At 72.9% G+C, this 13,204-nt stretch carries 12 protein-coding genes, 1 rRNA gene and 1 pseudogene; 2 read left to right on the forward strand and 12 right to left on the reverse strand.

Annotation, left to right across the window (positions count from 1 at the left end; translation table 11 throughout):
* Window positions 1–99: 99 nt before the first annotated feature.
* From IF655_RS19115 to IF655_RS19135, 5 genes are all read right to left on the reverse strand, one after another.
* Entirely contained in the window at window positions 100–888 is a 789-nt protein-coding gene (locus IF655_RS19115) for a hypothetical protein (RefSeq protein WP_199586104.1), read from the reverse strand.
* 76 nt (window positions 889–964) lie between these two features.
* Window positions 965–2,707, reverse strand: a complete 1,743-nt coding sequence (gene recN / locus IF655_RS19120) for a DNA repair protein RecN (RefSeq protein ID WP_199586105.1) — start codon at window positions 2,705–2,707, stop codon at window positions 965–967.
* Window positions 2,708–2,746: 39 nt separating this feature from the next.
* Window positions 2,747–3,667 (reverse strand): NAD kinase, encoded by a 921-nt coding sequence (locus IF655_RS19125; RefSeq protein WP_199586106.1) that lies wholly within the window; start codon window positions 3,665–3,667, stop codon window positions 2,747–2,749.
* Window positions 3,664–4,479 carry a TlyA family RNA methyltransferase gene (locus IF655_RS19130; protein ID WP_199586107.1) on the reverse strand — a complete coding sequence of 272 codons (816 nt, stop codon included), beginning with the start codon at window positions 4,477–4,479 and terminating at the stop codon, window positions 3,664–3,666. Before IF655_RS19130 ends, IF655_RS19125 begins: the two co-directional genes overlap by 4 nt.
* A 38-nt stretch (window positions 4,480–4,517) precedes the next feature.
* On the reverse strand, window positions 4,518–4,751 hold the full coding sequence (locus tag IF655_RS19135) for a hypothetical protein (protein WP_199586108.1): 234 nt from the start codon (window positions 4,749–4,751) through the stop codon (window positions 4,518–4,520).
* A gap of 42 nt (window positions 4,752–4,793) precedes the next feature.
* Between IF655_RS19135 and IF655_RS19140 the strand changes: the two genes are divergently transcribed.
* Window positions 4,794–5,141, forward strand: coding sequence for a sterol-binding protein (locus IF655_RS19140; protein WP_199586109.1), 348 nt, complete (start codon window positions 4,794–4,796; stop codon window positions 5,139–5,141).
* A gap of 15 nt (window positions 5,142–5,156) precedes the next feature.
* Here IF655_RS19140 and IF655_RS19145 read toward each other — a convergent pair whose 3' ends face one another.
* The 4 genes from IF655_RS19145 to IF655_RS19160 all read right to left on the reverse strand — a co-directional run bounded on the left by IF655_RS19145 (window position 5,157) and on the right by IF655_RS19160 (window position 9,233).
* Window positions 5,157–6,026, reverse strand: coding sequence for an ABC transporter ATP-binding protein (locus IF655_RS19145; protein WP_199586110.1), 870 nt, complete (start codon window positions 6,024–6,026; stop codon window positions 5,157–5,159).
* On the reverse strand, window positions 6,023–7,069 hold the full coding sequence (locus IF655_RS19150) for an iron chelate uptake ABC transporter family permease subunit (protein WP_199586111.1): 1,047 nt from the start codon (window positions 7,067–7,069) through the stop codon (window positions 6,023–6,025). Before IF655_RS19150 ends, IF655_RS19145 begins: the two co-directional genes overlap by 4 nt.
* Entirely contained in the window at window positions 7,066–8,109 is a 1,044-nt protein-coding gene (locus IF655_RS19155) for an iron ABC transporter permease (protein WP_199586112.1), read from the reverse strand. The genes IF655_RS19150 and IF655_RS19155 overlap by 4 nt, the downstream gene beginning before the upstream one ends.
* Before the next feature lie 95 nt (window positions 8,110–8,204).
* Complete coding sequence (locus IF655_RS19160) at window positions 8,205–9,233, reverse strand: HAD hydrolase-like protein (protein WP_199586113.1); 1,029 nt, start codon at window positions 9,231–9,233, stop codon at window positions 8,205–8,207.
* A 73-nt stretch (window positions 9,234–9,306) separates the two neighbouring features.
* On the opposite strand from IF655_RS19160, the gene IF655_RS19165 reads away from it, so the two are divergent.
* Entirely contained in the window at window positions 9,307–10,590 is a 1,284-nt protein-coding gene (locus tag IF655_RS19165; protein WP_199586114.1) for a DUF1015 family protein, read from the forward strand.
* Window positions 10,591–10,686: 96 nt separating this feature from the next.
* Here IF655_RS19165 and IF655_RS19170 read toward each other — a convergent pair whose 3' ends face one another.
* The 3 genes and pseudogenes from IF655_RS19170 to rrf form a co-directional block, all read right to left on the reverse strand.
* Window positions 10,687–11,514 carry a tetratricopeptide repeat protein gene (locus IF655_RS19170; protein WP_199586130.1) on the reverse strand — a complete coding sequence of 276 codons (828 nt, stop codon included), beginning with the start codon at window positions 11,512–11,514 and terminating at the stop codon, window positions 10,687–10,689.
* A gap of 435 nt (window positions 11,515–11,949) precedes the next feature.
* Window positions 11,950–12,651: pseudogene (locus IF655_RS31510) on the reverse strand (hypothetical protein); the annotation flags it as partial.
* A gap of 275 nt (window positions 12,652–12,926) precedes the next feature.
* Window positions 12,927–13,043, reverse strand: a 5S ribosomal RNA gene (rrf, locus tag IF655_RS19180).
* Between the last annotated feature and the right edge of the window lie 161 nt (window positions 13,044–13,204).

Below are 13,204 nucleotides of genomic sequence, written 5' to 3' on the forward strand. Positions count from 1 at the left end.
CGGCCGCTTTCTCCCTCAAGGATGCCAGGAGCCAAGGCCGTTCCGGGAATCGCCGGTCGGCGCGGGTCCCGGCGGGGAGAGGCAACACACAGGCGCATATCACCCGTGCGGGTGAGCCGACCGGACCGTGCCGTCGGCGGTCCCGAGCGCCCGCGCCCAGTCGCTCACCCGGTCCCCGTACACCGTGGCGGCGACGACGGCGACGGCGTGCGCGAGCAGTCCCGCGCGGCCGTTGGCCGCCACCACGGCGGTTCCGAGCGCGGCGCCCAGGGCGTGCGCGCCGGTGTCCCCGATCATCGCCCGCTCCCCCAGGTCCTCGGGCAGCACCGCCGCCGCCCCGCCCACGGCTGCCGCCGCCAGCGCGCCCCCGGGTGCGGAGCGAAGGAGCCCCGGCGCCCCGAGCGCGAGCACCGCCGAGGCGGCGCGGGCGGGGCGCACGTCGAGGAGGTTCACGGTGTGCGCGGCGCCCGCGATCACGACGCCCGCAAGGAGCCGGTCCAGCGGGCGCTGCTTGAGGAACGTCCCGGCCACGAGTGCGGCGGCGGTGATGCCGAACAACTTCACCGCGCCGGAGGTGACTTCGCCCTGGCGCAGTGCGCCGAGGTGGGCGCAAAAGCCCCGGCGCGGATCGTCGGCGCCCGCGATGTCGTCGTACGCCCCGCAGGCACCGGCGGCGAACACCGCGAGCCCCGCGGCGGGGTGGACGCGCGCGGCGGCGAGGGCGGTCGCGGCGGCGCACGCCGGGCCGCAGTACAGCTCCACGGTCCGGCCCGCGTGGTTCTTCCGCCGCCAGCGGTCGGCGCCGCCGGGGGCGAGGGCGCGCAGGGCGGCGGTGGCGCCCCGGGTGAGGAGGGCGGCGGTCGCGAAGGTGGTCGTGCGGGTGGTCATCCGGCCACTGTAGAAGGGAGTTGGGGCAGCCTCGCAGGACGGTCCCCGCGAGGGCGCGCACCTCCCCGGCGAGGGGCTACGCCTCCCCGCGCGCCGTCGCCAGCAGTTCCTCCGCGTGTGCCCGCGCCGCCTCGGAGTCCTCCTGGCCCGCCAGCATCCGGGAGAGTTCGCGGACGCGGTCCTCGCCCTCCAGGACCTTGACGCCGGAGCGGGTGACCGAGCCCTCGTTGGTCTTCTCCACCAGCAACTGCCGGTCCGCGAAGGCGGCGACCTGGGGCAGGTGGGTGACCACGACGACCTGGGCGGTGCGGGCGAGCTTGGCCAGACGGCGCCCGATCTCCACGGCCGCCTTGCCGCCGACACCGGCGTCCACCTCGTCGAAGAGGTAGGTCGGCACCGGGTCGGTGCCCGCGAAGACGACCTCCACGGCGAGCATCACCCGGGACAGCTCACCGCCGGAGGCGCCCTTGGCGATGGGGCGGGGCGGGGCGCCGGGGTGCGGGGCGAGGAGCAGCTCGACCTCGTCCACGCCGGAGGGACCGTAGGCGACCGTGCGACCGCCCGCCTCGACGCCCTCGGGGTCCTCGGTCTGCCGGATGTCGAAGGACACCCGGGCGTGCGGCATGGCGAGGGAGGCGAGCTCGGCGGTCACGGCGGCGGCGAACCGCTCGGCGGCTTCGGTGCGCGCCGTGGTCAACTGCTCGGCCAGCGCGCCCAGTTCGGCGCCGAGCGCGTCGCGTTCGGCGGTCAGCTCGGTGATCCGCTCGTCGTCGCCGTCCAGCTCGGTCAGCCGGGCGGCGCCCTGCTCGGCCCAGGACAGCACGGCGGCGATGTCCTCGCCGTACTTGCGGGTCAGCGCGTTCAGCGCGGCCCGGCGCTCCTCCACGGCGGCAAGGCGCAGCGGGTCGGCGTCCAGGTCGTCGGCGTATCCGGCCAGCTCGCCCGCCACGTCCCCGGCGAGGATGCCGATCTCCCCGATGCGGTCCGCGAGCGCGGCCAGCGCCGGATCGTGCGAGCGGACCGCCTCAAGGGCCCGGTGGGCACCGGCGATCAGCGTGGCGGCGTCGATGCCCTCGGGGTCCTCGGGGTTCCCGGCGAGGGCGGCGTGGGCGGCGGTCGCGGCGGAGGACAGGGACTCGGCGTGCCCGAGCCGCTCCGCCTCCTCGGCCAGCTCCACGTCCTCCCCGGCGCGCGGCTCCACGGCCGCGATCTCGTCCAGCCCGAAGCGCAGCAGGTCGGCTTCCTGGGCGCGCTCGCGGGCGCGGGTGACGATCTCGTCCAGCTCGGCGCTCACGGCGCGCAGCCGCTTGTAGGCGTCCGTGTAGGCGCCGAGCGGCACCGCGACGGCGTCGCCCGCGTACCGGTCGAGGGCGCCGCGCTGCCGGTTCGCCTTGAGCAGTCCCTGCTGGTCGGTCTGGCCGTGCACGGCCACCAGGTCGTCGGCCAGCTCGGCGAGCAGTCCGACGGGGACACTGCGACCGCCGAGGTGCGCCCGGGAGCGTCCCTCGGCGGAGACGGTGCGGCTGATCAGCAGGGCGCCGTCGTCCAGCTCGGCGCCTGCCTCCTCGGCACGTACGACGGCGGGGGCACCGGGGGGTACGGCGATCCGCCCCTCCACCACCGCCTTGCCCGCGCCGAGCCGGACCAACGCCGGGTCGGCGCGCCCGCCGAGCAGCAGCCCCAGGCTGGTGACGACCATGGTCTTGCCCGCGCCCGTCTCACCGGTGACAGCGGTGAACCCGGGCGACAGCTCGACCACGGCGTCGTCGATGACCCCGAGCGACCGTATGCGCATCTCCTCCAACACGGAACAGACCATACGAGGTCCGGGGCGGGATGCGCACACAGGCCGCCCATGTCACTCGGTGGTGTGGTCCTGCCGCGCCCCGCGCCAGCCCGTGGTGGGCAGGGCGAACTTCGCCACGAGGCGGTCGGTGAAGGAGGCGTGGTGCAGCCGGGCGAGGCGGACCGGCACGGCTCCGCGCCGGACCTCCACGCGGGCGCCGGGGGGCAGCTCGATGGTGCGGCGCCCGTCGCACCACAGCACGCCCGGCGGGACGTGCGGGAGCACCTCGACGGCGAGCACCGAGTCCGGGGAGGTGACCAGCGGCTTGGCGAACAGCGCGTGGGCGCTGATCGGCACCATGAGCAGCGCCTCCACCTCGGGCCAGACCACCGGTCCCCCGGCGGAGAAGGCGTAGGCGGTGGAGCCGGTGGGCGTGGAAAGGACGATGCCGTCGCAGCCGAAGGCGGTGACCGGACGGCCGTCGATCTCCAGGACCACTTCGAGCATCTTCTCGGCGGAGACCTTCTGGACGGCTGCCTCGTTCAGCGCCCAGTCGGTGTGCACGATGTCACCGTTGCGGTGCACGACCACATCGATGGTCATGCGCTCCTCGACCTCGTAGGAGCGGGCCACCACCCGGTCCACGACCCGGTCCAGGTCGTCCCGCTCCGCCTCGGCGAGGAAGCCGACGCTGCCGAGGTTGACGCCGAGCATCGGCACCCCGGAGGCGCGGGCGAACTCGGCGCCGCGCAGCAGGGTGCCGTCGCCGCCGAGGACGATCAGCAGCTCGCAGCCGTCCAGGGACTGCGGTGTCGCCTCCGCGACGAGTTCGACCTCGCCCGGCAGCGGCAGGTCGCGCGCCTCCTCCTCCAGCACCCGCACGCCTATGCCGTGCGAGAGCAGCCCCTTGACCACGAGTTCCGCGCTGCGGATCGCAGCCGGGCGCCCGGTGTGGGCGAGCAGGAAAACAGTACGCGCTCGGTTCTGTGTCAACGCGGCCCCTCCGCCACTGCACGATCGACGTCGGCCGGGTCCAGTTCGGGTGCACCGGACTTCAGCCAGAGAAAGTACTCGACATTGCCCGAGGGACCCGGCAGCGGACTCGCGGTCACTCCTCGCACCCCGAGCCCCAGCTCCCCGGCCTTCTCGGCCACCCCGCGCACGGCCTCCGCCCGCAGTTGCGGACTCCGTACGACTCCCCCGCTGCCCAGCCGTTCCTTGCCCACTTCGAACTGCGGCTTGACCATCATCACCAGATCGGCATCCGGCGTCACGCACCGCTTGAGGGCGGGCAGCACCAGCCCCAGCGGGATGAAGGACAGATCGCCCACCACCAGGTCCACAGGCTTCCCGTCGATCGCCTCAAGCGTCAACTCCCGTACGTTCGTACGGTCCTTGACGGTGACGCGTTCATCGCTCTGCAGAGACCAGGCGAGCTGGCCGTAGCCGACGTCCACGGCGACGACGTGCGCGGCGCCCGCGCGCAGCAGCACGTCGGTGAAGCCGCCGGTGGAGGCGCCCGCGTCCAGCGCGCGGCGCCCCTCGACGACGAGCCCCTCGGGCACGAACGCGGCGAGCGCCCCGGCGAGCTTGTGACCGCCCCGGGAGACGTACTCGGGGTCGGAGTCGTCGGACTGGACCACGATGGCGGCGGCGGTCTCGACCTGGGTGGCCGGCTTGGTCGCCACGGTCTTGCCGACGCTGACCCGCCCGGCGGCGATCAACTGGCTCGCGTGCTCGCGCGAGCGCGCCAGCTTCCGGCGGACCAGCTCGGCGTCCAGACGGCGGCGTACGACTCCAGCCACGTTCGGTTCAGCTCCTGACTTCTCACGGTGATGCGGATCTAGCGGGCGTCGAGCGCGCTCAGCGCGTCGCGCAGCCCCGCGTGTACATCCTCGTACACCGCGAGGTGTCCGTCGGTCGTGAGGCGGTCGGCGTCGGCAAGCCGGGTCAGGCGGGCGTCCACGCCCGGGTCGCCGGTGGGGGTGCGGGGCACGTTCAGCGGGGCCGGGACCTCGGGTGCGTACCCGGTGTCGTGCTCGGTGGCGCCCTGCGGCTCGGCGGCGGACTCGCTCATGCCCAGACGCTACCGCGAACGACTGGGGTACCGTCGTGCGCGATGGCCACGATCGAGCAGTGCCGCGCCGCACTGGAGAAGCTTTCGGACAACATGCGGGGCGCCGAGGGCGACGTGCGCGCCGCCGCAGCCCTGGACCGCTCGGTGAGCTGTCACATCACCGACCTGGACGTCACCTTCACCGGCCGCATGACGGGCGGCCGGATCGAGGTGGACCGGACCCTGCCGGGTCCGCCGGGCGAGCGGGCGCAGATCCGGCTCGCCCTGGCGGGCGACGACCTGGTGTCCCTGGTGGACGGCGAGCTGAACTTCGCGACCGCCTGGGGCTCGGGCCGGGTGCGCCTGGAGGCGAGCCTGCTGGACCTGTTCCGGCTGAGAAAGCTGCTGTGACCACCGCCTCGCGGCTCAGGACGCCGTAGCCGCCTTCGCCACCGGACGCGCCTTGCGCGCGGCCGGGACCACCAGCGGGGTGCCGGTCTCGGGGTCGTCGATGACCTGGCAGCGCAGCCCGAAGACCTTCTCGACCAGCTCGGCGGTGACGATGTCGCCGGGCGCGCCCTCCGCGATCACCTCGCCGCCGCGCAGGGCGATGAGGTGGGTGGCGTAGCGGGCGGCGTGGTTGAGGTCGTGCAGGACGGCGACGAGGGTGCGCCCCTGGGTCTCGTGCAGCTCGGCGCACAGGTCGAGGACGTCGATCTGGTGCTGGATGTCGAGGTAGGTGGTCGGCTCGTCCAGGAGCAGCAGCGGGGTCTGCTGCGCGAGCGCCATGGCGATCCAGACGCGCTGGCGCTGACCGCCGGACAGCTCGTCGACGTACCGCTCCGCCAGCTCGGCGACACCGGTGCGCGCCATGGAGTCCGCGACGACCTGCTCGTCCTCGGCGGACCACTGGCGCAGGATGCCCTGGTGCGGGTAGCGCCCCCGGGCCACGAGGTCCGCGACGGTGATGCCGTCAGGCGCGATGGAGGACTGGGGCAGCAGACCGAGGGTGCGGGCGACCTTCTTGGCGGGCATCGACTGGATGACCTGGCCGTCGAGCAGCACCCGGCCCTCGCTGGGCTTCAGCATCCGCGAGAGCGCCCGCAGCAGCGTGGACTTGCCGCACGCGTTGGGACCGACGATCACGGTGAAGGAGTTGTCCGGTATCTCCACCGACAGCTTCTCCGCGATGACCCGCTGCTCGTAGGCGAGGGTGACGTTCTCGGCGGACAGGCGGTTCACAGTGCTCCTAGGGATGTTCGTCGTCGTGCCGTCCGGGTGCGGGGCGCCGCTCATATCCGGCCCGCCCGGCGCTCGGTGACCAGCAGCCACAGCAGATAGGCGCCGCCGAGGACGCCGGTGACCACGCCGACGGGCAGTTGGTCGGCGCCGAAGACGCGCTGCGAGAGCCAGTCGGCGGTGACGAGGAGGGCGGCGCCCATGAAGAGGGAGGGCACCAGGTTGGGTCCCGGCGAGCGGGTCAGCCGCCGGGCGAGCTGCGGCGCCGTGAGCGCCACGAAGCCGACGGGTCCGGCGGCGGCGGTGGCACCGGCGGTGAGCAGGACGGCGGAGACCATCAGCACGAGGCGCACCCGCTGCACGCGCACCCCGAGCGCGTACGACACGTCGTCACCCATCTCCATCATCCTCAGCCCCCGCCCGTTGGCGAGGACCAGCGGGACGAGGACCGCGCACATGGCGAGCAGCGGCCAGACCTGGGACCAGTCCCGGCCGTCGAGCGAGCCGGTCATCCACACGACCGCGCGGGCGGCGTCCACGATGTCGGCCCTGGTGATCAGATAGCCGTTGACGGCGGTGAGGATCGCGGAGACGCCGATGCCGACCAGGACGAGCCGGTAGCCGTGCACGCCCTGCTTCCAGGCGAGCAGATAGATGGCGACGCCCGTGACCAGACCGCCGACCAGCGCGCCGAGCGTCACGGCGGTGGCGCTGCCGGAGAACAGCACGATCATGACCAGGGCGCCCGCGGTCGAGCCCTGGGAGAGACCGAGCACGTCGGGGCTGCCCAGCGGGTTGCGCGAGATCGACTGGAACAGGGCGCCGCCCAGCCCCAGCGAGCCGCCCACCAGCAGGGCGACGAGCAGCCGCGGCAGCCGCAGCTCGTTGACGATGAAGTCCTGGTACGCGGTGCCGTTCCCGGCCAGCGTCCGCAGCACGTCGGCCGCCGGGATCTTCGCGTCGCCGGTGCCGATCAGCGCCACGCCCGCGACGAGCACGGCCACGATCAGCAGCAGGACGACGAGCAGACCGCGCGGGTCCACGCGCAGGGAGAGCCCGCCGGGGGCGCGTACCGCACGGCTCCGGGAGTGCGTCTTCACAGTTGGGCCGTCCTCCGGCGTCGTACGAGCATGATGAACAGCGGGCCGCCGATGATCGCGGTGACGATGCCCACCTGCAGTTCCGCCGGGCGGACGACGAGCCGCCCGACGATGTCCGCGCCGAGCAGCAGCACCGGCGAGAGGACGGCGGCGTACGGCAGGATCCAGCGCAGGTCGGGTCCGGTGAAGGAGCGCACCACGTGCGGGACCATCAGACCGACGAACACGATCGGACCGCAGGCGGCGGTCGCGGCGCCGCACAGCACGGTCGCGGCCAGCATGGCGAGACCGCGGGTGCGGTGGAGGTTGGCGCCGAGCGCGCGGGCGGTGTCGTCGCCCATCTCCATGGCGTTCAGCGGCCGGGCGAGCGCGAGCGCGAGGATCATGCCGACCGCGAGGAACGGCAGCACCTGGACGATGGTCCCGTTCGTCGCGGAGTCCAGCGAGCCGACCGTCCAGAACCGCATCCGGCCGAGCGCCGCGTCGTCGGAGATCATCACGGCCTGGAGGTAGCCGTACAGCGCGGCGCTGATCGCCGTACCGGCAAGGGCGAGCCGCACCGGGGTGGCGCCCCGGCTGCCGCCGAGGAACCACACCAGCGCGCCCACCACGGCCGCACCGGCGAACGCGAACCACACATAGCCGGTCAGCGAGGTCACGCCGAGGAAGGTGATGGCCGTGACGACGGCGGCGGAGGCACCCGCGTTGATGCCGAGCAGACCGGGGTCGGCCAGCGGATTGCGGGTGACCGCCTGCAGAACCGCCCCGGAGAGACCGAGCGCAGCCCCCGCCAGCAGACCGAGGAGGGTCCGCGAGATCCGGGCGCCCACGACCGTGTCGCCGTACGTCCCGGTGTCGTGGAACAGGCCGTGCAGGACCTGGTCCGGCGACAGCGCCTTCGCGCCGATGGCGATGCTCGCCATGGCGACGAACGCCAGGAGCACGACGGCGAGGAGGAGCCCGAGGGCCCGTACCGCGCGTCGCTTCGGGGGCGCGGAGCTGACGTCCGCGCGCGGTTCCGGAGGACTCTCGACCAACACGAGGTTAGGTTAGCCTATCCTCCCATGTGATCAAGTGACCGGTACGGGCCCACGCACGAGCCCGGGACGAGCCCGGTCCGGGGCATACGCCGTGGTCAGAGCCCCAGCCGGGCCAGCGCCTTGCCCCCGTCCAGCGTGCACGTGCCCTCGCCCGCCGCCGTCCACGCCGCCGCGCACAGCGCCCGCAGCCCGTCCAGCGGTTCGCCGTCACCCGTCAGCTCCAGCCGCTCGGCGCCCGCCGTCGCCGTCCAGCCACCGCAGCGGAACCCCTCGCCCGCCTCCGTGACCTCCGGCTGCCCGGTGAGCAGCCCGCGCAGATCGGCGTCCACATAGGTCGGCCGGTGCCGCGGGGGCGCGGCGAGCAGCAGGGCGCCGTCGGTGACACCGGTCAGCACGAGCAGCGAGTCGACCTCGCCGTTGAACGCGCCCTCGATGTCGGTGTCCAGCCGGTCCCCGACCACCAGCGGCCGCTTCGCGCCGGTGCGCAGGATCGTCTCCTTGTGCATCGGGGGCAGCGGCTTTCCCGCCACCTGCGGCTCGGCACCGGTCGCGATCCGCACGACCTCCACGGCAGCGCCGTTGCCCGGCGCGATACCCCGCCCGCTCGGAATCGTCAGATCGGTGTTGGACGCGAACCACGGCACCCCGCGCGCCACCGCGTACGACGCCTCCGCGAACCGCCCCCACGCCAGGTCGGGACCGCCGTAGCCCTGCACGACGGCCACCGGGTCGTCGTCCGCCGACTCCACCGGCGTCAGACCGCGCTCGCGCAGCGCCACCCGCAGCCCCTCGCCGCCGATGACCAGCACCTTCGCCCCCGCGGGCACCTGCTCGCTGATCAGCCGCGCCACCGCCTGCGCGGAGGTGATCACATCGTCGGCTCCGGTCGGTATGCCCAGCTCGGTGAGGTGTCCGGCGACCGTGTCCGGGGTGCGCAGCGCGTTGTTGGTGACGTACGCGAGGTGCATGCCCTCCTCACGCGCGACCGCGAGCGAGTCCACGGCGTGCGCGATGGCCTCCCCGCCCGCGTACACCACCCCGTCCAGATCGAGCAGCGCCGTGTCGTACGCCTCGCTCAGGGGGCGCCCACTGCCCTCGGGCCTCGTCCTGACGCTCTGGCTCATGCGGTATCGCTCCTCGTTCGACGCTCTTTCCCCCGATCATCCCCCACAGCCCCCGCACACGTACGATGCCGGGATGAACATCGCAGGTCACTCGGAAGCAAAGGCGCCCCGAGGGCTGGAACTCACACCGTTCCGGGGCCTTCGTTACGACCCCGAACGGGTCGGCAGCCTCGCCTCCGTCACCTCCCCGCCGTACGACGTGGTCGTGCGCCCCGACGGCCTGCACCACCTCCAGGACGCCGACCCGCACAACATCGTCCGGCTGATCCTCCCCCAGGCCGAAACCCCCACCGTCCGCAACGACCAGGCGGCCGGCACCCTGCGCCGCTGGCTCACCGAGGGCGTCCTGCGAGCCGACCCCGAGCCCGCGCTGTACGTCTACGAACAGCGCGACGGCGAGGGCGGGGTCCAGCGCGGTGTCATCGGCGCCCTGCGCGTCTCGGAACCGGAGGAGGGCGTGGTCCTCCCGCACGAGGACGTCATGCCCCCGGTGGTCGCGGACCGCGCCGCCCTGATGCGCGCCACCCGCGCCAACCTGGAACCCCTGCTCCTGACCTACCGCGGCAACGGCGCCACGGCCGAGGTCGTGGAGCGCACGGTCGCGCACGCTCCGCTGCTCGCCACCACCACCGAGGACGGCGTACGCCACCGCCTCTGGGCGGTCACCGAGCCCGACGACCTCACCCTGGTCCGCGCCGACCTCGCCGGACACCAGGCGCTCATCGCCGACGGCCACCACCGCTGGGCCACCTACCGGCTGCTCCGCGCGGAACACCCCTCGCCCAGCCCCTGGGACCACGGTCTGGTCCTGCTGGTCGACACCGTCCGCTATCCGCTGCGCGTGCGCGCCATCCACCGGCTGCTGCACGGTCTGCGGGTGGCGGACGCGGTGGCGGCGGTACGGGACCTGTTCCGGGTACGGCGTCTTGAGCTGCCGCTGGCCGAGGCGCTCGCGGAACTCGCGGAGGCTGCCGCCGAGGGCAACGCCTTCCTGCTGGCCGGGGACGGCGCCTTCCACCTCCTGGACAAGCCGGACCCCGACCTGCTGGCCCGCACGGTCCCGGCCGACCAGCCCGCCGCCTGGCGCTCCCTGGACGCGACCGTCCTGCACGCCACGCTCCTCGACCACGTGTGGCACATCCCCGAGGACTCCCCCGCCCACATCGCCTACATCCACGACGCCACCGCCACGGTCGCCAAGGCGGAGCACGACGGCAGCACGGCGGTCCTGCTGCACCCGGTCCGCGAGGACGTCGTCCGCGAACTGGCCCGCCAGGGCGTGACGATGCCCCGCAAGTCGACCTCGTTCGGTCCGAAGCCGGCGTCGGGTCTGGTGCTGCGGGTGCTGGACATCTGAGATCCCGGACCCGGACATGAGTCCGGACATGAGTGAGGGGCGGAACCCGGCCGGGTTCCGCCCCTCACTCATGTGCTGTGGTCAGCGCGTGACGCGTCAGTCCTTGTCGGTGTCGCGGTCGGTGTCGCGCGCGACGGGCTCGTCGTCGTCCGCGTCGTCCGCGTCCTCGTCCTCGGCGGCCGGGGTCTCGGTCACGGTCTCCGTGACGGTGACGCCGGACTCGCCCTCGGCGTCCGTCTCGTCCTCACCGAGGGCGTCGACGAACTCCACGCCGTCCAGCTCGGCGAGCCGGTCGGAGGCGTCGGTGCTGCCGTCGCGGTCCGCCTCGACCGCCTTGGCGAACCACTCGCGCGCCTCGGTCTCCCGACCGGCGGCCAACAGCGCGTCGGCATAGGCGTACCGCAGACGGGCGGTCCACGGCTGCACCGAGTTGGACGCCAGCTCGGGGCTCTGCAGCGTCACGATCGCCGCGTCGAGCTGGTCCATGTCACGCCGGGCACCGGCGGCGACGAGCCGCATCTCGACCTGACCCGCCTTGTCCAGCTTCTGCACCTCGGGGGCACCCGCCATGTCCAGCGTCTTCTCCGGACGACCCAGACCCCGCTCGCAGTCCGCCATCACGGGCCACAGGTCCGTGTTGCCGGTCATCCGCCGCGCGGCCCGGAACTCTGCCAGCGCCTCGGAGTACTTCTGGTTCGCGTACGCCGCGAAACCGGCTGCCTCGCGGACGGCGGCGACACGGGACGCCAGACGCAGGGCCACCCGGGAGTAGCCGTAGGCACCCTCGGGGTCCTCGTCGATGAGCCGGGCGACCATCACCAGGTTGCGCGCGACGTCCTCGGCGAGCGTCTTCGGCAGGCTCTGGAGCTCCTGCCGCACGTCCTTGTCGATCTCGTCACCGGTGACGTCCTCGGGGATCGGCAGCCGCTTGATCGGCTCCCGGTCACGGTCACGGTCCCGGTCGTCCCGGCCCCGGTAACCACCACGCCGGTCGTCCCCACCACGCCGGTCGTCCCGCCCACGGAACCCACCACCGGCGGGTCGCCCGCCACGGTCGTCCCGACGGGGGTACGACGGACGGTCGCCACCCCGGTCGTCACGACCCCGGAAACCACCACGGTCGCCACCGCGGTCATCGCGACGGTCGTCGCGACGGAAACCACCGCGGTCGTCGTCACGACGGGGGTACGACGGGCGGTCGCCGCCACGGTCGTCACGACGGGGGTAGGACGGACGGTCGCCGCCGCTGCGGTCGTCCCGGCGGAAGCCACCACGGTCACCACGGTTGTCGTCACGACGGGGGTACGACGGGCGGTCCCCACCACGGTCGTCACGGCGCGGGTAGGACGGACGGTCGCCGCCACCACGGTTGTCGTCACGACGGTCGTCGCGACGGAAACCACCACGGTCGTCATCACGACGGGGATACGACGGACGGTCCCCACCACGGTCATCGCGACGCGGGTAGGACGGACGGTCGCCACCACGGTTGTCGTCCCGGCGGAAGCCACCGCGGTCGTCATCACGGCGCGGGTACGACGGACGGTCCCCACCACGGTCGTCACGACGGGGGTAGGACGGACGGTCGCCGCCACCGCTGCGGTCGTCCCGGCGGAAGCCACCGCGGTCACCACGGTTGTCGTCACGACGCGGGTACGACGAGCGGTCACCGCCACGGTCGTCACGACCACGGAAACCACTGCGGTCACCGTCCCGACGGTCGTCGCGACGGTAGCCACCACGGTCGTCATCGCGGCGCGGGTACGAGGGGCGGTCGCCGCCACGGTCGTCGCGACGCGGGTAGGACGGACGGTCGCCACCGCTGCGGTCGTCCCGGCGGAAACCACCACGATTGTCGTCACGACGGTCGTCGCGGCGGAAACCACCACGGTCGTCATCACGACGGGGGTACGACGGACGGTCGCCACCACGGTCGTCGCGACGGAAGCCGCCACGGTCACCACGGTTGTCGTCACGACGCGGGTAGGAGGGACGGTCGCCGCCCCGGTCACCCCGGTCGTCGCGGCGGAAGCCGCCTCGGTCACCACGGTCACGGTCGTCGCGTCGGCCGTAGCCGCCACGGTCGTCGTCACGGCGGGGGTACGAAGGGCGGTCGCCGCCACGGTCGTTGCCGCCGCTACGGCGCGGGGCACCGCGGTAGCCGCCGCGTTCACCGCGGTCACCACTGTCCCGTCGCCGCTGGTCGCGCTCCGGACGGTCGTCGGGAGAGTTGGTGGCCATCGGATGACTCCTGTCTTCAGGTACAACAAGCATTGTAAAAACAAAAGGACCCCTGGTCCCAGCTGAACGCTGGGACCAGGGGTCCTCCAAAGATTGTTCGGCGGCGTCCTACTCTCCCACAAGGTCCCCCTTGCAGTACCATCGGCGCTGAGAGGCTTAGCTTCCGGGTTCGGAATGTAACCGGGCGTTTCCCTCACGCTATGACCACCGAAACCCTAATGGTTTCGAGCGAACAAGCACACTTTTTATTTGTGAGTTCAGCTCTGAACCGGCAACTGTTCGTTGCCTCAGAACTTACACAGTGGACGCGAGCAACTGAGGACAAGCCCTCGGCCTATTAGTACCAGTCAACTCCACCCGTTACCAGGCTTCC

This window comes from Streptomyces sp. DSM 110735, assembly GCF_016482685.1.
Lineage (GTDB): Bacteria > Actinomycetota > Actinomycetes > Streptomycetales > Streptomycetaceae > Streptomyces.